Annotated in this window: 16 protein-coding genes; 2 read left to right on the top strand and 14 right to left on the bottom strand. The window is 60.2% G+C overall.

Going from position 1 to position 20,444, the window contains the following annotated elements; genetic code table 11:
• Nucleotides 1-11: 11 nt before the first annotated feature.
• The 13 genes from ACYZT2_RS11435 to leuC form a co-directional block, all read right to left on the bottom strand.
• Nucleotides 12-572, bottom strand: a complete 561-nt coding sequence (locus ACYZT2_RS11435; RefSeq protein ID WP_052965529.1) for a CvpA family protein — start codon at nt 570-572, stop codon at nt 12-14.
• 280 nt (nt 573-852) lie between these two features.
• Complete coding sequence (locus ACYZT2_RS11430) at nt 853-1,515, bottom strand: SPOR domain-containing protein (RefSeq protein WP_461972159.1); 663 nt, start codon at nt 1,513-1,515, stop codon at nt 853-855.
• Entirely contained in the window at nt 1,499-2,806 is a 1,308-nt protein-coding gene (gene folC, locus ACYZT2_RS11425) for a bifunctional tetrahydrofolate synthase/dihydrofolate synthase (protein ID WP_461972157.1), read from the bottom strand. Before folC ends, ACYZT2_RS11430 begins: the two co-directional genes overlap by 17 nt.
• Nucleotides 2,803-3,723, bottom strand: coding sequence for an acetyl-CoA carboxylase, carboxyltransferase subunit beta (accD, locus tag ACYZT2_RS11420; RefSeq protein ID WP_461972155.1), 921 nt, complete (start codon nt 3,721-3,723; stop codon nt 2,803-2,805). The genes folC and accD overlap by 4 nt, the downstream gene beginning before the upstream one ends.
• Before the next feature lie 193 nt (nt 3,724-3,916).
• Nucleotides 3,917-4,543: a phosphoribosylanthranilate isomerase gene (locus ACYZT2_RS11415; protein WP_461972153.1), complete on the bottom strand. Its 627-nt coding sequence runs from the start codon at nt 4,541-4,543 to the stop codon at nt 3,917-3,919.
• Nucleotides 4,544-4,606: 63 nt separating this feature from the next.
• Nucleotides 4,607-5,431 carry a tRNA pseudouridine(38-40) synthase TruA gene (gene truA, locus ACYZT2_RS11410; RefSeq protein WP_305506799.1) on the bottom strand — a complete coding sequence of 275 codons (825 nt, stop codon included), beginning with the start codon at nt 5,429-5,431 and terminating at the stop codon, nt 4,607-4,609.
• Between the two features lie 479 nt (nt 5,432-5,910).
• On the bottom strand, nt 5,911-8,550 hold the full coding sequence (locus ACYZT2_RS11405) for a FimV/HubP family polar landmark protein (RefSeq protein ID WP_461972151.1): 2,640 nt from the start codon (nt 8,548-8,550) through the stop codon (nt 5,911-5,913).
• A gap of 208 nt (nt 8,551-8,758) precedes the next feature.
• The gene (locus ACYZT2_RS11400) at nt 8,759-9,769 is read right to left on the bottom strand and encodes an aspartate-semialdehyde dehydrogenase (RefSeq protein ID WP_461972149.1); all 1,011 of its coding nucleotides are present in this window, start codon (nt 9,767-9,769) and stop codon (nt 8,759-8,761) included.
• Nucleotides 9,770-10,011: 242 nt separating this feature from the next.
• A complete protein-coding gene (asd, locus tag ACYZT2_RS11395; RefSeq protein WP_047531244.1) occupies nt 10,012-11,124 on the bottom strand; it encodes an aspartate-semialdehyde dehydrogenase in 1,113 nt (370 codons plus the stop codon).
• 67 nt (nt 11,125-11,191) lie between these two features.
• A complete protein-coding gene (leuB, locus tag ACYZT2_RS11390; RefSeq protein ID WP_461972147.1) occupies nt 11,192-12,274 on the bottom strand; it encodes a 3-isopropylmalate dehydrogenase in 1,083 nt (360 codons plus the stop codon).
• A 61-nt stretch (nt 12,275-12,335) separates the two neighbouring features.
• A complete protein-coding gene (locus ACYZT2_RS11385) occupies nt 12,336-13,103 on the bottom strand; it encodes a class I SAM-dependent methyltransferase (RefSeq protein WP_461972145.1) in 768 nt (255 codons plus the stop codon).
• A gap of 137 nt (nt 13,104-13,240) precedes the next feature.
• Nucleotides 13,241-13,885 (bottom strand): 3-isopropylmalate dehydratase small subunit, encoded by a 645-nt coding sequence (leuD, locus tag ACYZT2_RS11380; RefSeq protein WP_461972143.1) that lies wholly within the window; start codon nt 13,883-13,885, stop codon nt 13,241-13,243.
• An 11-nt stretch (nt 13,886-13,896) separates the two neighbouring features.
• On the bottom strand, nt 13,897-15,315 hold the full coding sequence (gene leuC / locus ACYZT2_RS11375; protein WP_461972141.1) for a 3-isopropylmalate dehydratase large subunit: 1,419 nt from the start codon (nt 15,313-15,315) through the stop codon (nt 13,897-13,899).
• Between the two features lie 158 nt (nt 15,316-15,473).
• Between leuC and ACYZT2_RS11370 the strand changes: the two genes are divergently transcribed.
• Together ACYZT2_RS11370 and ACYZT2_RS11365 are read left to right on the top strand one after the other, a co-directional pair.
• Complete coding sequence (locus ACYZT2_RS11370) at nt 15,474-16,364, top strand: LysR family transcriptional regulator (protein WP_461972139.1); 891 nt, start codon at nt 15,474-15,476, stop codon at nt 16,362-16,364.
• Between the two features lie 84 nt (nt 16,365-16,448).
• Nucleotides 16,449-19,727 carry a PAS domain S-box protein gene (locus ACYZT2_RS11365; RefSeq protein WP_461972137.1) on the top strand — a complete coding sequence of 1,093 codons (3,279 nt, stop codon included), beginning with the start codon at nt 16,449-16,451 and terminating at the stop codon, nt 19,725-19,727.
• 234 nt (nt 19,728-19,961) lie between these two features.
• Here the strand turns inward: ACYZT2_RS11365 and ACYZT2_RS11360 are convergent, their stop codons facing one another.
• The gene (locus ACYZT2_RS11360; RefSeq protein WP_461972135.1) at nt 19,962-20,408 is read right to left on the bottom strand and encodes an Hsp20 family protein; all 447 of its coding nucleotides are present in this window, start codon (nt 20,406-20,408) and stop codon (nt 19,962-19,964) included.
• Nucleotides 20,409-20,444: the final 36 nt, after the last annotated feature.

Raw genomic sequence — 20,444 nt, 5'->3', positions numbered from 1 at the left:
CTGAACACAACTCACTGAGGCGTTTTGGCCGTCGGCAAGAGATGCTCCTTGAACGGTATATCAGCGGGTACGCTGATTCCGCTGGCAAGCCACTGACTACTCCACCCCAGAATCAGGTTTTTGGACCAGTCTGCAACCAATAGAAATTTTGGCACGAGCTGTGACTCTTGCCACCACCCGTCTTGCTGTACCGGCCCCAGGCTCAACAGCCCGACCGCCACAACCACCAGCAACACGCCACGCGCAGCGCCGAAGGCCATGCCGAGAAATCGATCGGTCCCGGATAGCCCGGTGACGCGAACCAATTCGCCGATAAGATAATTGATCATTGCGCCTACGATTAAAGTGGCGACAAACATGATGGCACAGCCCGCGATCACGCGAGCCGACGGCGTTTCGATATATCCGCCAAGGTACTCGGACAATGAACCACCGAACATCCAGGCAACGCCTCCTGCGATGATCCAGGTCAGCAGCGAGAGTGCTTCTTTGACGAAGCCGCGGCTAAGACTGATCAAAGCGGAGATGGCGACGATTGCAACGATCGCCCAGTCAACCCAGGTAAATGGCACAGTGCAGCCTACAGACAGATAAGGCGGCGCATTTTAGCAGAGCCCATGGCTGTCGGTAAGCTGAGATTGTCAGTGCTTTTAAAATCAGGGAGATAGTTTTCCCTTGCCTAAGCTACGCCCCGCCCGTGTAGCAGCTGGCGAAGCCTGCGTTCGGCTGCGCAGCGGTCGTAAAATGGAGCCCTGCGGTGCATCAGGCACATCGCATTAGCAGGATTTACGACTGCTTCGCAGCCGAACGCAGCCTCGCAGGCTCGGCAGCTGCTACCAATAGCCGTCGGTGTTAACCGCGCTCAGGCTGGAAACGCACCACAAAACCCTTGAGCTTCTGCTGACGACTCAACAAGTCACGCAGACGATCGGCTTCCGCGCGCTCGATCAGCGGCCCGACGAACACCCGATTTTTTCCATCGGCGGAGCGGATATAGGCGTTATAGCCTTGGCTGCGCAGGGTTTTTTGCAAGCTTTCAGCGCTTTCTCGACTCGCCAGGCTCGCCAGTTGCACCGACCAACTGACCGACAGGCCATTGGCATCGACGCGGCTTGGGGTGGTAGCCGGCTTGCTCGGTGCGGCAGCAATTGGCTGGGCAGGTGCCGGCACAGGCTTAACAACTGGCGCCGGAGGTGGCGTGACCGGTTTGGCAGCCGGTGGCGCTGGGGCCACGGGAGCACTTGGCGCAATCGGTGTCGACGGCGCTTGCTGCGCGACAATTTCCTCATCGCTTGGCACAGGCTCCTGCGGCAATGCCTGCGGTTCAGGCACCACCACCGGTTCGACCTGCACTTGCGGCACAGCCGGCGCTTGCGGCGCTGCCGGTGCGTCGACCCTCACCTGGCGCTGTTCGTCCTGACGGGAAAACAGCATTGGCAGGAAAATCACCGCCAGCGCCACCAGCACCAGGGCACCGACCATGCGCTGCTTGTACGCCTTATCCAGCAAAGCCATTTGCCGCTTCCTCCGTGGAGTGCCGGGCCAGCCATTCAAGGGCCTCGGCGACACAATAAAATGATCCGAACAACAGAATTTCGTCGTCGCTCGTCGCCTGCGCGCACTGCCCTTCCAGGGCTGCGGCCACGCTGTCATAAGACGTTACCGAGGCGCCAAGGTTCTGCAACGCCGCGTGCAACTGCTCAACGGGCCGCGCCCGCGGCGAATCCAGCGGGGCGACAGCCCAATGCTGGACACTAGCATTCAATTCACCGACCACACCATCCAGATCCTTGTCCGCCAACAACCCGAACACCGCCAGACGCTTGCCTGCCGGCGGTCGACTGGCCAGACGACGAGCCAGGTATTCTGCCGCATGAGGATTGTGCCCCACGTCCAGCAACACATTCAGACGCTTGCCCTGCCAGTCGAACTGACGGCGATCGAGACGACCGACCACGCGTGTCGCTTTCAGGGCATCAATAATCTGCGTATCCACCCAAGGCAAGCCGAGTAGCAGGTAAGCCTGCAACGCCAGTGCGGCGTTTTCCATCGGCAGATCAAGCAATGGCAGATCATGCAATTCGACTGCACGCCCTTGAGCATCGAGGCCGCGCCATTGCCAGTTGTAATCGGTGATACCCAGGTCGAAATCGCGCCCACGCAGGAAAAACGGGCAATTGAGCTCGCGCGCTTTATCCAGCAGAGGTTGAGGGGGATTCAGATCGCCACAGAGCGCAGGCGCACCCTGGCGGAAAATGCCGGCTTTTTCGTAAGCCACGGATTCACGGGTATCACCCAGATAGTCCGCATGATCGACGCCGATGCTGCTGACCAGCGCCATGTCCGCATCGACCACGTTGACCGTGTCCAGACGCCCGCCCAGACCCACTTCCAGCACCACCGCATCAAGCCCTGCCTGTTGAAACAGCCAGAACGCCGCCAGGGTGCCCATTTCAAAGTACGTCAGGGAAGTGTCGCCACGACCGGCCTCGACAGCAGCGAAGGCTTCGCACAGCTCGGCGTCAGTGGCTTCGACACCATTGACCTGCACCCGCTCGTTGTAACGCAACAGGTGCGGAGAATTGTAGACACCCACGTTCAGGCCCTGCGCCCGCAGCAATGAAGCCACGAACGCGCAGGTAGAACCCTTGCCGTTGGTGCCGGTGACCGTGATCACCCGAGGCGCCGGCTTGCCCAGTCCCATGCGGGACGCTACCTGTTGCGAACGCTCCAGCCCCATGTCGATGGCCGAAGGATGCAACTGTTCAAGGTAGGCGAGCCACTCGCCAAGGGTGCGTTGGGTCATAGGTTGGCAGGCACCGGCGGAACAACGATCGGCTCGATAGGCGCGGCGACGAATTTTGGCGTCGGCAGGCCCATCATTTGTGCCAGCAGGTTGCCCAGACGCAGACGCAGTTCCTGACGATGAATGATCATGTCGATCGCGCCGTGTTCCAGCAGGAACTCACTGCGCTGGAAGCCTTCCGGCAGTTTTTCGCGAACGGTTTGCTCGATAACGCGCGGGCCGGCGAAACCGATCAGGGCTTTCGGCTCACCGACGATTACATCGCCGAGCATCGCCAGACTGGCGGAAACACCACCGTAGACCGGGTCGGTCAGTACCGAGATGAACGGAATGCCTTCTTCACGCAGACGCGCCAGCACCGCGGAGGTCTTGGCCATTTGCATCAGGGAGATCAGCGCTTCCTGCATCCGCGCACCACCGGAGGCGGCGAAGCAGATCATTGGGCAACGGTTTTCCAGAGCGTAATTGGCGGCGCGCACAAAGCGCTCACCGACGATGGCGCCCATCGAGCCACCCATGAAGGAGAATTCAAAGGCCGACACCACCACCGGCATGCCCAGCAGGGAGCCGCTCATGGAGATCAGTGCGTCTTTTTCGCCGGTCTGCTTCTGCGCAGCGGTCAGGCGATCCTTGTACTTCTTGCCGTCGCGGAATTTCAGACGGTCAACCGGCTCCAGGTCCGCGCCCAGTTCGGCACGGCCGTCAGCATCAAGGAAGATGTCGATGCGCGCGCGTGCGCCAATACGCATGTGGTGGTTGCACTTGGGGCAAACGTCCAGGGTCTTTTCCAGCTCCGGACGATACAGCACCGCCTCGCAAGACGGGCATTTGTGCCACAAACCTTCAGGCACCGAGCTCTTCTTGACCTCGGAACGCATGATCGAAGGGATCAGTTTGTCTACTAACCAGTTGCTCATGCTTTCTTTCTCCAGTACCGGCGGCCCGAACGCTCTGGTTCGCAGCCCCGCGTATGCCCTTGAGCTAAATTCATGTGTGCGGCGATGATCGATGGCTTGCCGGGTCAGCGAGATGCGACCTGCGTACAACCCAAAACATCCTCAGCCTCTTTTCTACCAAGCTGTGGACGGCGGCAGTGTGCCAGCCGTCACATCATCGTACAGCTCCTACAACCGCTTTGATGAATGCCTGAATCTTTGCGTGATCCTTGATGCCCTTGCTCGCCTCTACTCCACCGCTGACGTCCACCGCGTAAGGCCGAACCCGGGCAATCGCCTCGGCGACGTTGTCTGGCGTCAAGCCGCCCGCCAGGATGATCGGTTTGCTCAGGCCTTGCGGTATCAGAGACCAATCGAACGCTTCACCGGTTCCGCCGGGAATGCCTTCGACATACGTGTCGAGCAGAATTCCGCTGGCACTGGCGTAGGCATCGCAAGCGGCTGCGATGTCATCACCGGCCTTGACCCGCAACGCCTTGATGTACGGGCGATGCCAGCCTTCACAATCGGCAGCGGTTTCGTCGCCATGGAACTGCAACAGGTCCAGCGGCACGGCATCGAGGATTTCCCCCAACTCGCAGCGGCTGGCATTGACGAACAAACCCACGGTGGTCACGAATGGCGGCAAGGCCTTGATGATTGCCCTCGCCTGCTGGAACGTCACGGCCCGCGGGCTTTTGGCGTAGAACACAAATCCGATGGCATCGGCCCCGGCCTCGACCGCAGCCAACGCATCCTCTATGCGGGTAATCCCACAAATTTTGCTGCGAACGGCTGACATGTCGATAGAACCTCAGGACAAATCCGGGAAAGTTCCGGATGGTAACAAAAGCGTTCGAAGGCGTCAGCCGTCAAGTTCCGAGAAGCCGGTCAGGAAGTGTGGGCCGATGTAACGCTCGGGCAATTCGAACTCATCGCGGTACTCGACCTGCACCAGGTACAGGCCAAACGGATGGGCCGTCACCCCACCGGAACGACGCACACGGCTTTCCAGGACTTCCTTCATCCATTCCACGGGACGCTCGCCGGCACCGATGGTCATCAGCACGCCTGCGATGTTGCGCACCATGTGGTGCAGGAACGCGCTGGCGCGGATATCCAGCACGATCATTTTGCCATGACGCGTGACGCGCAGGTGATGCAGCTCCTTGATCGGCGACTTGGCCTGGCACTGACCGGCGCGAAATGCGCTGAAGTCATGGGTTCCGACCAGGTACTGAGCGGCCTCCGACATGCGCTCGACGTCCAATGGACGGTGGTTCCAGGTGATTTCGTCGTTCAGGTGCGCCGGGCGGATCTGATCGTTGTAGATCACGTAGCGATAGCGCCGGGCAATGGCCTTGAATCGCGCATGGAAATCCGCCGGCATGACTTTGGCCCAACTGACGCTGATGTCATGCGGCAAATTGATATTGGCACCCATGACCCAGGCCTTCATCGAACGCTCGACCTGGGTATCGAAATGCACCACTTGCCCGCAAGCATGCACACCGGCGTCGGTACGCCCTGCGCAATGCAGCGACACCGGTGAGTCGGCGACTTTGGACAAGGCCTTTTCGAGGGTTTCCTGCACCGTGGCCACGCCGGAGGCCTGACGCTGCCAGCCGCGATAGCGCGAACCTTTGTACTCAACACCCAACGCGATCCGGAAAAAGCCGTCGGCCGCCATTTCGGCGGCCGGATTATCTATATTTGCCAAGGGGTGACAGCCTGCTGATCTACGCAAAGGCAGGCATTATAAGGCCACCGGACCGGGATGCCAGAGCCGTGTGTTTTCTGCGCCCTACCCGACCGGTGCAATGCCGGTTTTGATGTTGAACGGGATGCCCTCATCGCGAGCAGGCTCGCTCCCACAGGGGATTGGCGTCTGGCGCAAATAATGCGGGCAACCCCGATCAAATGTGGGAGCGGGCTTGCTCGCGAAAGCGGAGTAACTGCCGCCATGGATGTCGAATGGGATGCCCCCTTCGCGAGCAAGCCCGCTCCCACAGGGGATTAGTGCCTTGCGTAAATGATGTGGACAACCCCGATCAACTGTAGGAGCGAGGCTTGCCCGCGAAGGCGATCCAACAGGCGCCATCGCATCACCGCCCAAACAAAAACGGCAGCCTCGATGGGCTGCCGTTTTGTTTATGCCTTACCGATGATTCACGCCAGACGCGAGAGCATGTCCTTGGCTTCGCTCTTCTGACCAGCATCACCCTCGGTCACCACCTCATTGAGGATGTCCCGAGCGCCGTCGCTGTCGCCCATGTCGATGTAGGCCTGGGCCAGGTCGAGTTTGGTGGCGACTTCGTCGGTGCCGGAGAGGAAATCGAAGTCCGGCTCATCGGCCGCAGAGGCCAAAGCGTCTTCGGCGGTGAAGCTTGGCTCACCGAGGCTCTGGGACAGACGATCCAGTTCGGCGTTGACGTCGTTGAGTTCGCTTTCGAAGGCGTCAGGTTGATCCGGGGCAGCGTCCATTTCATCGGCCAGTGACAGGTCGAAATCCGCAGGCAGCTCCAGGTCGTCGAGCGTCGGCTCGGTCACGGGCAACGCTTCGGCGGCAGGCAAACCCTTGAGATCTTCATCCAGACTCAACAGGAAGTCATCTTCGGCCAGGGTTGCCGGGGAGGCATTGCCGCCCAGATCCATGTCCAGATCGAAGTCCGACAGGTCGTCGAGGTTTTCCTTGATCTCAGTCTGTTGCTGCAGCACCGACTCAAAGCTCAGATCGTCGTCCAGCGGGAATTCGTCCAGCTCAGCCAGAGCTTCTGGTTCTGGTGCCGGTGCTGGCTCTGGCTCCGCCAAAACAACTGGCGCGATCGGAGTAGCCGCTTCCAAATCGTCCAGGCTCAGATCGAATGCGCTGTCGAAGTCAGACAATGCCGGTTCCGGGGCTTGCGGCTCGTCCAGCAGCAGGTCCTTGACGTATTGCGCGTCCAGCTCGGCGGCGATTGCAGCCGCAGCCAGACCGCTGGCCGCCACAACAGCCATGGCCGGGAAGCGGCTTTTCAACTCTTCGACCCGGGCGAAGTTATCGCCGTTGGCCACCAGTTGACGCTCCTCGGCGACGAACGCATCGCGGTCGCCCTGCTGACCGTAGACTTCCATCAACTTCAAGCGCAGGTCACTGCGTTGCGGCTCTTGCTTGATAGCGTCTTCCAGCAATGCGGCAGCCTGATTCAGACGACCACCTGCAATGTGCGACTGCGCCTGGGCCAGTACGTCGTCGGAACGCTCGGATCGCTCGGCGGCAGGCGAGACCAGTGGCACAGCGATCGGCGGCGTCACCACAACCGGAGCAATCACCGGGGCCGGCGCGGGTGCTGGCGTTGGTGCGGTCGCGAGTTTCACACTCGGCGGCGGAACTTCCAAGCCTTCGAAGCTGCTTTCCGGCAGATCCTGGTCGACGGAGAACTCTTGCTCCTCCTCCAAGGCACGGGCCATGCGCAGATGCTTCTCGGCCTCTTGCTGAGCTTTACGGCGACGAGCCAGCAACAGCAGCAAGAGCAGCAGCACCACCGCACCGCCACCCACCAGCCCCAGCAGGATCGGATTGGTCAGCAGCTCGTTGAATTTCTGATCGTCGGATGTTGCAGGTGTTGGCTCGACGGCTGCTGCCGGAACGGCTTCTGGTGCAGCAGCCTCTGGCGCAGGAACTGCCGGAGCCGCATTCGCTGGCGTTGCCGCAGGGTTTGCCGCCAACTCAGCCGACATCGCCGGAGCGCTCGAAGCCGGTGCATCCGCGCCGCCTTCGGCCTGCAACTTGGCCAATTGGTTGTTCTTCAGTTCGATCAGGCGTTGCAGCTTGTCCAGCTGACTTTGCAGATCACTCATGCGGCTTTTCAATTCGGCGTTGTCACGACGAGTCGCGTCGAGGCTTTCCGCGGTGACGGCCAGCTTATCGTTCAACGCTTTCGCATCACCGGCGGCACCTTTGCCGCCCTTGCCGGGGTCGGCAGAGACCAGGCTCAGTTTATCTGCGGCGGCTTGCGGCGAAGCACCTTCACCGCGAGCGCGCTTGGTGGCGTCGAGTTGCTGCTGACCGGTTCCCGGTTTCGCAACATAGCGACGGCCCTGACGCCACGCGGTGTTCTGCGCGGCGACCTCAGCGATGGCCGTGGGTTGTGGCAGGTTGGTGCTCTGCACCTGATCAGGCAGACGCAGCACCTGACCGGTTTTCAGCCGGTTGATGTTGCCGTCGATGAACGCATCCGGGTTCAGCGCCTGGATGGCCAGCATGGTCTGCTGAATCGAACCGCCATTACGCGCCTTCGCGGCGATTTCCCACAAGGTATCGCGCGGCGTGGTGGTGTATTGCGACGATTTGGTCGCGCCGGTGACTGGCGCGGTTACCGTTTCGGCTGGCGCCGGTTGTGCGGCAGCATCGGCGGTCTGCGGCGAGAATTTGGACGGATCAAGCAGCACGCTGTAATCGCGCAGCAGACGACCGTTGGGCCACATCACCTGAACCAGGAATTTGACCATCGGTTCGGACAGCGGTTTGCTGGACGTGACGCGCAGGATGCTTTTGCCGCTGGCGTTAAGCACCGGGGTGAAGGTCAGGTCATTGAGAAACGCCTGACGATCGACACCAGCCTTGGCGAAATCTTCGGGCGAGGCCAGGCTCGGTACCACTTCGGCAGCCGTAAGGTCCTTGACGTCGAGCAACTCGATCTCTGCGACCAGAGGCTGGTTCAGCGTCGATTTCAGGGTCAATTCCCCGAGCCCGAGGGCATGCGCCATACCGGAGGACAGCGCCGAGGCGGCCGCTATTGCTAACACCAGTTTGCGAACTTGAACCATAACCTCTTCCTTTGTTTGAACATTCCTCGGCCAGCGAGAAGGTGTTGATTGCCGCTGCCGTAAGGCATTGCGCGCGGCGGCGAAGGGTCGTCGCGCGCGATCATTTTATTCATGCAATGGGAAGCCCTGCGGGGTGGCTCACCTTTAGCATTCCGGCCAAGCATGACGCTCGACGGGAATCATTCGATAAATTGTTGCCAAGTATCTTTTACAGCAGGTCTTTTATCAACAATTCAGCCACCTGCACAGCATTGAGCGCGGCCCCTTTGCGTACGTTATCTGACGTCAGCCACATATTAAGTTCCGCCGGGTCGTCGATCCCGCTGCGAACCCGACCAACGTAAACCACGTCCTGCCCTACCGCGTCGCCTACCGGGGTCGGGTAATCACCCGCCTCGACCAGTTCGATACCGGGCGCCGCTTCCAGTGCCGCGTTGACTTTCGCCAGGTCGACAGCGCTTGAAGACTGCAAGGTCACGCTAAAGCTATCGCCGAAAAACACCGGAGCTTGAATACAAGTGACAGAAATCTTTAATGAAGGAAGCGCCATGACCTGACGCAGTTCGCGCACCAGGCGTTTTTCCAGCAACGTATGGCCCTGATCATCAGGTTTACCGACTTGCCCCAGCAGGTTAAAAGCCATCTGTCGATCGAAAAACGCTGGCTCCAGCGGACGTACATTGAGCAGCTCGGCGGTTTGCCGGGCCAGCTCGGTGACCGCTTCGCGGCCTTGGGCAGAGACCGCCAGACACGCCGTCAGGCTGATGCGTTGCAGGTCGAGCAAACCGAGCAACGGCGCCAGCACTACCGCCAACGTCGCGGCCGAAGGGCTTGGGCTGCTGACCTGGAAGGGCTTTTTCAGGCCGACCAGAATTTCAGCGTTGGCCTCAGGCACCACTTGCGGCGCCTGATCGGCCGGCAAGGCGCCGGACAGATCAATCAGTGAGCAACCGGCGGCCGTGGCACGCGGAGCGAAACTGAGGGTCACCGCCGGGCCGGCGGCAAAGAACACCAACTGGACTTTGCTGAAATCGAATTCATCGACTTCCCGCACCCGCACGTTCTTGCCGCGAAACGGCACCGAATGCCCGGCCGATTCACTGCTCGCCAGCAGGTGCAGGTTAGCGACCGGAAAATCCCGCTCTTCGAGAATCTGGACGAGTGTTTCGCCGACAGTACCGGTGGCGCCGATCACGGCAATATCGAAGGACTGGCTCATGGTTCTACCTCAGGCGAAACGGGGGGAGCGGCACTTTACCGGGTGGTTGGCAGTGAGGCAATTGGGCTGGGGATTTGTGGGGGCTGTGCCGGCCTCTTCGCGGGCAAGCCTCGCTCCTACAAGAGCGGCGAGATTCCATGTAGGAGCGAGGCTTGCCCGCGAAGAGGCCCTGACAGACGGCACAACTTCCAAAAAAAACCCGCACATCTTTCAAGGCGCGGGTTCTTCATTACATCAATCGATCAACGCTCAAGCAGAATCCGCAGCATGCGACGCAGCGGTTCGGCCGCGCCCCACAGCAGTTGGTCGCCGACGGTGAAGGCACCGACGAACTGCGAACCCATGTTCAGCTTGCGCAGACGGCCAACCGGCACGTTCAGGGTACCGGTAACCTTTGTAGGGCTCAGCTCCTGCATGCTGATTTCGCGGTTGTTCGGCACCAGTTTGACCCAAGGGTTGTGCTGGCTGATCAGCCCTTCGATGTCGGCGATCGGCACGTCTTTGTTCAGCTTGATGGTCAGCGCCTGGCTGTGGCAACGCATGGCGCCGATGCGCACGCAGATGCCGTCGACCGGGATCGGGCTCTTGAAGCGACCGAGGATCTTGTTGGTCTCGGCCTGGGCCTTCCACTCTTCGCGGCTCTGACCGTTCGGCAGTTCCTTGTCGATCCACGGGATCAGGCTGCCGGCCAGCGGTACGCCGAAGTTTTCAGTCGGGTACGCGTCGCTGCGCATGGCTTCGGCAACACGGCGATCGATGTCGAGGATGGCGCTGGCCGGGTCGGCCAGTTGATCGGCGACAGCGGCGTGGGTCGCCCCCATTTGCTTGATCAGTTCACGCATGTTCTGCGCGCCGGCACCGGAGGCCGCCTGATAGGTCATCGCGCTCATCCACTCGACCAGGCCGGCTTCAAACAGGCCACCCAGGCCCATCAGCATCAGGCTGACGGTGCAGTTGCCGCCGATGTAGTTCTTGGTGCCCGCATCGAGCTGCTGGTCGATGACCTTGCGGTTCACCGGGTCCAGCACGATCACCGCGTCATCCTGCATGCGCAGGCTGGAAGCGGCGTCGATCCAGTAACCCTGCCAGCCGGCTTCGCGCAGCTTCGGGAAGACTTCGCTGGTGTAGTCGCCACCCTGGCAGGTCAGAATCACGTCGAGGGTTTTCAGCTCTTCAATGCTGTAAGCGTCCTTGAGCGGAGCAATGTCCTTGCCCACGGACGGGCCTTGGCCACCGACATTGGAAGTGGTGAAAAACACCGGCTCAATAAGATCGAAATCCTGCTCTTCCAGCATCCGCTGCATGAGCACGGAACCGACCATACCGCGCCAACCGATCAGACCTACACGTTTCATCGCAACTACACCTTCTTAAAAGTGGGCCGCTGCTTTCATGGTTGAAAGTTGCAGCGGGCCAAAGAGATTACAGATTCCGCAGCGCGGCGACTACTGCATCGCCCATTTCCTGCGTACCAACCTTCGTGCAACCGGTCGACCAGATGTCGCCTGTGCGCAGGCCCTGATCCAATACCAGGCTCACGGCCTGCTCGATGGCATCGGCCGCGTCCTGCAGATTGAAGCTGTAACGCAGCATCATCGACACCGACAGAATGGTCGCCAACGGGTTGGCAATGCCCTTGCCAGCGATGTCCGGCGCCGAACCGTGGCACGGCTCGTACATGCCTTTGTTGTTGGCATCCAGCGACGCCGACGGCAGCATGCCGATCGAACCGGTGAGCATCGACGCTTCGTCGGAAAGAATGTCGCCGAACAGGTTGTCGGTGACGATCACGTCGAATTGCTTCGGTGCACGCACCAGTTGCATGGCGGCGTTGTCGACGTACATGTGGCTCAGTTCGACGTCCGGGTAGTCCTTGGCCACTTGCTCGACGACTTCACGCCACAGTTGGCTGGACGCCAGCACGTTGGCCTTGTCCACCGAGCACAGCTTCTTGCCGCGCACTCGGGCCATGTCGAAACCGACACGGGCGATACGGCGGATTTCAGTTTCGCTGTACGGCAGAGTGTCGTAAGCCTGACGCTCGCCGTTTTCCAGTTCACGCACACCGCGTGGCGCGCCGAAGTAGATGCCGCCGGTCAGTTCACGGACGATCAAGATGTCCAAGCCAGCAACGATTTCTGCCTTCAGGCTGGAAGCCTCGGCCAGTTGCGGGTACAGGATCGCCGGACGCAGATTGCCAAACAGGCCCAGTTGTGCACGGATTTTCAGCAGGCCGCGCTCAGGGCGGATGTCACGTTCGATAGTGTCCCATTTCGGGCCACCCACGGCGCCCAGCAATACCGCATCGGCGGCACGGGCACGGGCCAGGGTTTCGTCGGCCAGCGGCACGCCGTGCTTGTCGATGGCGGCGCCACCGATCACGTCATGACTCAGTTCGAAGCCCAGGCTGTACTTGTCGTTCGCCAGCTCCAGCACCTTGACCGCTTCGGCCATGATTTCCGGGCCAATACCGTCACCCGGGAGAATCAGAATCTGCTTGCTCATGCTTTCCTCATGTCATCAGTCGGTGCGCCCAAGGGCACTCCCGGAAAAAGTCTTCGGGCGTTTATCTCTCAGCCCACAGCACCAACACATCTGTACTGAACGAACCATCGGCCTCAATCTCAAAATATTCGCGAACTTCATTGCCCATCGACTGCTGCAACTCGCGGATCGCCGCGCGCATCACTTGCGGTGTGCGCATGCGCTCGACCCAGGACGTGTATTCAAGGCGCAGCCGCTGGCGTGTGGTGCTGCGGGTATGCAACCCCGCTTCGCTGACCTGACGCAACCACTCACCGGCAGAATAATCGCGCACATGGCTGGTGTCGCGCAGCACTTCGACGCTTTGCAGGTAAGTGTCGAACAACGGGCTGCCCGGTGACAACACATCGATGAACGCCGCCACCCCGCCCGGCTTCAGCACCCGACGAACTTCCCGCAGGGCCAGCCCGAGGTCGCTCCAATGGTGCGCCGAATAGCGGCTGAAGACGAAATCGAACTCGCCATCGGCGAAGGGCAGAAGCTCGGCGGCGCCGTTGACCGTGGTCACATTGCTCAAACCTCGGTCGACAGCGGCTGCGGCGACCACATCGAGCATCTGCTGGGACAAATCGTAAGCCACCACTTCCTTGGCCAGCGAAGCCACGTGAAAACTCACATGACCGGCACCGCAACCGAGGTCGAGCACACGGGCATCGCCCCGCCCTGCCAGTTCAGCCTGTAGCAGCGCGAATTCAGTGCCTTGAGCGTGTACGGCGCTGCTCAGGTAGGCCGAGGCCTGTTCACCGAATTGCTTTTGTACTACCTGACTGTGCTGGGCGGTGCTGGTCATGGGACTTCCTTTTGGGAATCAGTTTTGCGGTGTCTGTGCAGGCCTCTTCGCGGGCAAGCCTCGCTCCTACAGGGGAATGCATTTCAACCGTAGGAGCGAGGCTTGCCCGCGAAGGCGTTCTTACGCCTTACGCAAAATCACGCATCACGAAACAACCACGGCTGACTCGCGCGATGTTTGGCTTCAAACGTGGCAATCGCCTCGTGGTCCTGCAAGGTCAGGCCGATATCGTCCAGGCCATTGAGCAGGCAGTGCTTGCGGAACGCGTCAATCTCAAAATTCAACACTTTGCCATCCGGACGGGTCACGGTCTGAGCTTGCAGATCAACCTGCAACTGATAGCCCGGAGCCGCTTCAACCTGCTGGAACAGTTCATCGACTTCAGCGTCGCTCAAGATGATCGGCAGCAAGCCGTTCTTGAAGCTGTTGTTGAAGAAGATGTCGGCATAGCTCGGCGCGATGATGCTGCGAAAACCGTACTCTTCCAGCGCCCACGGCGCGTGTTCGCGGCTGGAGCCACAACCGAAGTTCTCGCGGGCCAGCAACACGCTGGCGCCCTGATAACGCTCGGCGTTAAGGACGAAGTCCTTGTTCAACGGGCGCTTGGAGTTGTCCTGATACGGCTGGCCAACATCCAGATAACGCCACTCATCGAACAGGTTCGGACCGAAACCGGCGCGCTTGATCGACTTCAAGAACTGCTTCGGAATGATCTGATCGGTGTCGACGTTGGCACGATCCAAAGGCGCGACAAGACCAGTGTGCCGGGTAAAAGCTTTCATGCTGCGCTCCTTTAGATCAATTCACGGACGTCGACGAAACGCCCGTTCACAGCGGCGGCGGCGGCCATGGCCGGGCTGACGAGGTGCGTACGGCCACCGGCGCCCTGACGGCCTTCGAAGTTACGGTTGGAGGTCGACGCGCAATGCTCGCCCGACTCCAAACGGTCCGGGTTCATCGCCAGGCACATCGAGCAACCCGGCTCGCGCCATTCAAAACCGGCTTCGAGGAAAATCTTGTCCAGGCCTTCGGATTCAGCCTGAGCCTTCACCAGCCCCGAACCCGGCACCACGATGGCCTGCTTGATGGTTGAAGCCACTTTGCGGCCCTTGGCGATCACGGCAGCGGCGCGCAGGTCTTCGATCCGCGAGTTGGTGCAGGAACCAATGAATACGCGGTCCAGCTGAATGTCGGTGATCGCCTGATTGGCGGTCAAACCCATGTATTTCAAGGCGCGTTCGATGGAGCCACGCTTGACCAGGTCCATTTCCTTCGCAGGATCGGGAACGTTCTGATCAACAGCCAAGACCATCTCGGGCGAGGTACCCCAGCTGACTTGCGGCTTGATCTGAGTGGCATCGAGTTCGACGATGGTGTCGAACTTGGCATCCGCGTCGGAAACCAGGTCTTTCCAGGCCTCGACAGCCAAGTCCCATTCCGCGCCTTTCGGAGCAAATGGACGGCCCTTGACGTACGCCACGGTTTTTTCGTCGGCGGCCACCAGACCTACGCGAGCGCCAGCCTCGATCGCCATGTTGCAAATGGTCATGCGGCCTTCAACGGACAAGTCGCGAATCGCGCTACCGGCGAACTCGATGGCATGGCCGTTACCGCCGGCGGTGCCGATCTTGCCGATCACAGCGAGGACGATGTCCTTGGCGGTCACGCCGAACGGCAATTGGCCTTCGACGGACACCAACATGTTTTTCATCTTTTTCGCAACCAGGCACTGAGTGGCGAGCACGTGCTCGACCTCGGAAGTGCCGATACCGTGAGCCAGGGCACCGAATGCGCCGTGGGTCGAGGTGTGGGAGTCGCCGCAAACCACGGTCATGCCCGGCAAGGTTGCGCCCTGCTCCGGGCCGATGACGTGGACGATGCCTTGGCGGACATCATTCATCTTGAATTCGACGATGCCGTATTCGTCACAGTTATCGTCGAGGGTCTGAACCTGCAAACGCGAGACCTGGTCGACAATCGCTTCGATGCCGCCCTTGCGCTCCGCAGTAGTCGGAACGTTGTGGTCGGGGGTCGCGATATTGGCATCGATGCGCCAAGGCTTGCGCCCGGCCAGACGCAAGCCTTCGAAGGCTTGCGGCGAGGTCACTTCGTGGATGATGTGACGATCGATATAGATCAGCGCCGAGCCATCGTCGCGCTGCTTGACCAAATGCGAATCCCAGAGCTTGTCGTAGAGCGTTTTGCCGGCCATCAGACGGTTCCTCATCAGCTTGTTTCTATGCCCCGGATCTTGAAAGTTTCAATAACCCCTTGGCTTGTGAGGTCGATCCTAGGGGGTTACATTAAATAACTCAAATTCATATTTTTTATGCTTTGCATAACCAACTGGAATGCCACCGAGACATCATCATGGACCTCGCCAACCTCAATGCTTTTATCGCGATTGCCGAGACTGGGAGCTTCTCCGGGGCCGGCGAACGGCTGCACCTGACGCAACCCGCCATCAGCAAGCGCATCGCCGGGCTGGAACAGCAATTGAAGGTGCGGCTGTTCGATCGACTGGGCCGGGAAGTCAGCTTGACCGAAGCCGGTCGCGCCCTGCTGCCACGGGCCTATCAGATCCTTAATGTGCTGGATGACACCCGCCGAGCCCTGACCAACCTGACCGGCGAAGTCTCCGGTCGTCTGACATTGGCCACCAGTCATCACATTGGCCTGCACCGTTTGCCGCCCTTATTAAGGGAGTTCACTCGACGTTACCCACAAGTTGCGCTGGATATTCAGTTCCTCGATTCGGAAGTGGCTTACGAAGAAATCCTCCATGGCCGCGCCGAACTGGCGGTAATCACCCTTGCACCGGAACCCCACGCACTGGTCAAAGCCATGCCCGTGTGGGACGACCCGCTGGATTTCGTGGTCGCCCCGGAGCATTCGCTGATCGCTAACGGTCCCGTGAGCCTGGCGGATATCGCCCTGCACCCCGCGGTTTTCCCTGGAGGCAACACCTTTACCCACCACATCGTGCAGCGCCTGTTCGAGGCCCAGGGCCTGACGCCGAACATCGCCATGAGCACGAATTATCTGGAAACCATAAAGATGATGGTCTCGATCGGCCTCGCCTGGAGCGTTTTGCCGCGCACCATGCTGGACGATCAAGTGACGCGCATACCTTTGCCGGGCATACAGCTCACTCGCCAGCTAGGCTATATCCTGCACACCGAACGGACGCTGTCGAACGCGGCACGGGCCTTCATGGCTCTGCTGGATGCACAAATCGATCAGCCAGGGACTCGCGGCTAAGCTGTGCTTCTTCTTTTTGTGCTACGCCTATAGAGCCTCAAAACCCTGTGCCTAACGCCCAATTCAGCCCAAGGCCTGTTATCCATGCCCAAATCTGTTGAACGTATGCCGCCGATGCCGCGAATTCAGGCACTTGACCCAAAACGGTCCGAGCAGAGCTGGGAAAGCGCCCCGCAGTTGCTGGCGGCCCTCAACGGCGCCCGGCTGGGTGCCTGGTATTGGGACATCGAGCGGGGACAGATCAGTTGGTCCCGCGGTACTCAGGCGCTGTTCGGCTTCGATCCCCGGCAACCGTTGCCCGAGGACCTGGAATACCTCGACCTACTGCCTCAGGAAGACCGGGCGAAAGCCGTCCGCGCCTTCAATGCAGTGATCGCCGGCGCCCCGCTGGCACAGGCCATGCACCATCGCATACGCTGGCCCGACGGCAGCCTGCACTGGCTGGAAATCAATGGCAGCCTGCTGCCGGACAAAAACGGCCGACCGCGAATGATTGGGGTCATTCGTGAAATCACCCATCAGCGCCAGCGCGAACAGGCGCTGAGCAGTTCGGAAAAACGCTTCGCCACGTTGTTTCACCTGTGCCCGAACATGGTCCTGCTGACCCGTCAGGAAGACGGCCTGATCAGCGAAGCCAACCAGTATTTCGAAAGCCTGTTCGGCTGGCCGGTGCAGGACGCCATCGGCCGAACCACCCTGGAGCTGGGCCTTTGGGTCAATCCGGAGCAACGAGCTGAATTGGTCAAGGCCACCAAGGCCAAAGGCGAACTGATCAACATGGAGGTGCAGTTTCGCGCCAGCAATGGGCAGGTCCACGACGGCATCCTCAGCGCGCAAAAGGTCGAACTCGAAGGTCAGCCATATCTGCTGAGCACGTTCCTCGACACCACCGAACGTAAAATCGCCGAGCACGCCCTCAAAGACAGCCAGGAACGCCTCGACCTGGCCCTGGATTCGGCGCAACTCGGCACCTGGGACTGGCACATTCCCAGCGGCATGCTTTACGGCTCGGCGCGGGCCGCCCAGTTGCATGGGCTGGACCCCAAACCCTTCCATGAATCCTTCGATGCATTTTTCGAAGGCGTACCCGACGAAGAGCGCGGCACCATGCGTGACGCCTACCGCAGCTTGCGCGAGGGCCCGGCCGGCAATTATCAACTGACGTACCGGGTGCAGCTGCAGGACGGCAGTTCGCGCTACCTGGAAAGCCGCGCCAGACTCTATCGCGACGACCACGGCAACCCGCTGCGCATGGCCGGCACACTGCTGGACATCACTGATCAGGTGGAGCGCGAACAGCAACTGGTGGCGTCGGAAGAGAAATTCGCCACCTTGTTCCAGGTCAGCCCGGACCCGATCTGCGTCACGCGCCAGGATACCGGCCATTTCATCGAGATCAACTCCAGTTTCACTCAGACATTCGGCTGGAGCACCACGGACGTGATTGGTCGCAGCGCCGACAAAATCGGCCTGTGGGACGCTTCGGCAAAGAGTCTGCAAAGGATCGAACAGGTCATCCGCGAACAGGGCCTGAACAATGTGGCGATCATCGTTCAGCACAAGAATGGGCAGTCCCTGACCTGCGTGATTTCCAGCCGGCAGATCAGCGTCGGCGACCAGCCGTGCATCGTTACCACCCTGCGCGACATCACCCAGCAGCAACGTTCGGAAGCGGCGCTCAAGGCCAGCGAGGAGAAGTTCGCCAAGGCCTTCCACTCAAGTCCCGACGCCATCACGATTACCGAGCGCGACACCGGACGCTATCTGGAGGTTAACGATGGTTTCTGTCGCCTGACAGGCTACCGCGCTGATGAAGTGATCGGCCGCACGGTGTATCAAGTCGGTATCTGGGCCGAAGAAAAACAACGCTCGGCGCTGCTGGCGGAGCTACAGATCAAGGGCCGGGTTCACCATCAGGAAATGCTGGGGCGCAACAAACGCGGCGAACTGCTGACCGTCGAAGTCTCGGTGGAGCCGATCACCCTCAACGAAACGGCGTGCCTGCTGCTGACCGCGCGGGATGTGAGCCTGCTGAAAAATGCCGAAGCGCAGATCCGTCACCTGGCCTACCACGACCCGCTGACCAACCTGCCCAACCGCGCACTGTTGATGGATCGCCTGAGCCAGCAGATCGCCCTGCTCAAGCGCCACAACCTGCGCGGCGCGCTGATGTTCCTCGACCTCGACCACTTCAAGCACATCAACGACTCCCTTGGCCATCCGGTGGGCGATACGGTGCTGAAAATCATCACCGCGCGCCTTGAAGCCAGCGTGCGCATGGAAGACACCGTCGCGCGTCTGGGCGGTGATGAATTCGTGGTGCTGCTCAGCGGCCTGGAAGGCTCGCGCAGCGACGTCAGCGCTCAGGTCCGGGAGCTGGCGGACACCTTGCGCGAACTGCTGTCCGAACCGATGTTCCTCGACGGACAGCGCCTGCAAGTAACGCCGAGCATCGGCATCGCACTGATCCCCGACCACGGCTCGACCCCGACCGACCTGCTCAAACGCGCCGATATCGCCCTTTACCGCGCCAAGGACTCGGGTCGCAATACCACGCAGATGTATCACAACACCATGCAAAAGGCCGCCAGCGAACGCCTGCGCATGGAAACCGATCTGCGCCTGGCCCTTTCCCGGGGTGAGTTCAGCGTGCAATACCAACCTCAGGTGGATGCTCGAGACAACCGCATAACCGGCGCCGAAGCCCTCGTGCGCTGGCACCATCCACAACTGGGCGCGCAATCGCCTACCGAGTTCATCAAGGTGCTGGAAGACAGCGGGCTGATTCTGGAAGTCGGCACGTGGATCCTCGACGAAGCCTGCGCGGCCTTCAAACACCTGATCGCCGAGGGCCTGATCGATCCGCTCGATTTCAGCCTGTGCGTGAACATCAGCCCCCGGCAGTTCCGCCAGAACGATTTCGTCGAACGCATCGAACACAGCCTCGGCAGCCATGGCCTGCCCTGCTCGCTGCTGAAACTGGAAATTACCGAAGGCATCGTCATCCAGAACCTGGACGACACCATCAGCAAAATGCGGCGCCTGAAAAAACTCGGCGTGAGCTTTGCCATGGACGATTTCGGTACCGGTTATTCATCGCTGACCTACCTCAAACGCCTGCCGGTAGACACCCTGAAAATCGACCAGTCGTTCATCCGCGACGCCACCACCGACCCCAACGATGCCGAAATCATTCGCGCCATCGTTGCCATGGCCCGCAGTCTGGAGCTGGAAGTCATCGCCGAAGGGGTGGAAAACCTGGAACAATTGGCGTTTTTGCAGGGGCTGGGCTGCCATTTGTATCAAGGGTATTTACACAGTCGGCCGTTGCCGGTGGAGGAGTTTCAGAAACTGTTGAAATGAGTCGATGTAGCAGCTGCCGAGCCGCTGCGTTCGGCTGTAGCAGCTGTCGAGCTTGCGAGGCTGCGTTCGGCTGCGCAGCAGTCGTAAAACCTGCCTGCAAGGTCTTACTGAAACACCGCGCCGTCTGAATTCACGACTGCTGCGCAGCCGAACGCAGCCTCGCAAGCTCGACAGCTGCTACAGATAGGCACAAAAAAGGGCGCCAGTGGATGGCGCCCTTTTCGTTGCTCTGACTCAGTGCTGCAGAGCCGGCTTCTGCGTCCCGTTGATCGGGATGCGTTTGGCTTTCGCTTCTTCCGGAATCACGCGCAGCAGGTCGATACTCAACAAACCGTTGCGCAGTTCGGCGGCCTTGATTTCAATATGGTCCGCCAGACGGAACGACAGTTTGAAGGCGCGCTGAGCGATGCCTTGGTACAGATAAGTGACGTTTTCGTCCGCGTCACGTTTGCCGCCACTGATGGTCAGCACACCTTTCTCCACTTGCAGGTCCAGGTCTTCTTCCTGGAAACCGGCGGCCGCGACAACAATGCGGTATTGGTCATCACCGTATTTTTCAACGTTGTAGGGTGGATAGGTGCTGCCTGGCTCATTGCGCAGGGCGGTTTCGAACAGGTCGTTGAAACGGTCGAAACCTACCGAGGAACGGAACAGTGGGGCCAGGGAAAATGCAGTATTCATGATTCAAATCTCCTGAACATAATCAGCAAGTTTTTT

Source organism: Pseudomonas sp. MDT1-85 (assembly GCF_054898065.1).
This window is presented reverse-complemented; position numbering and strand designations above follow the sequence as displayed.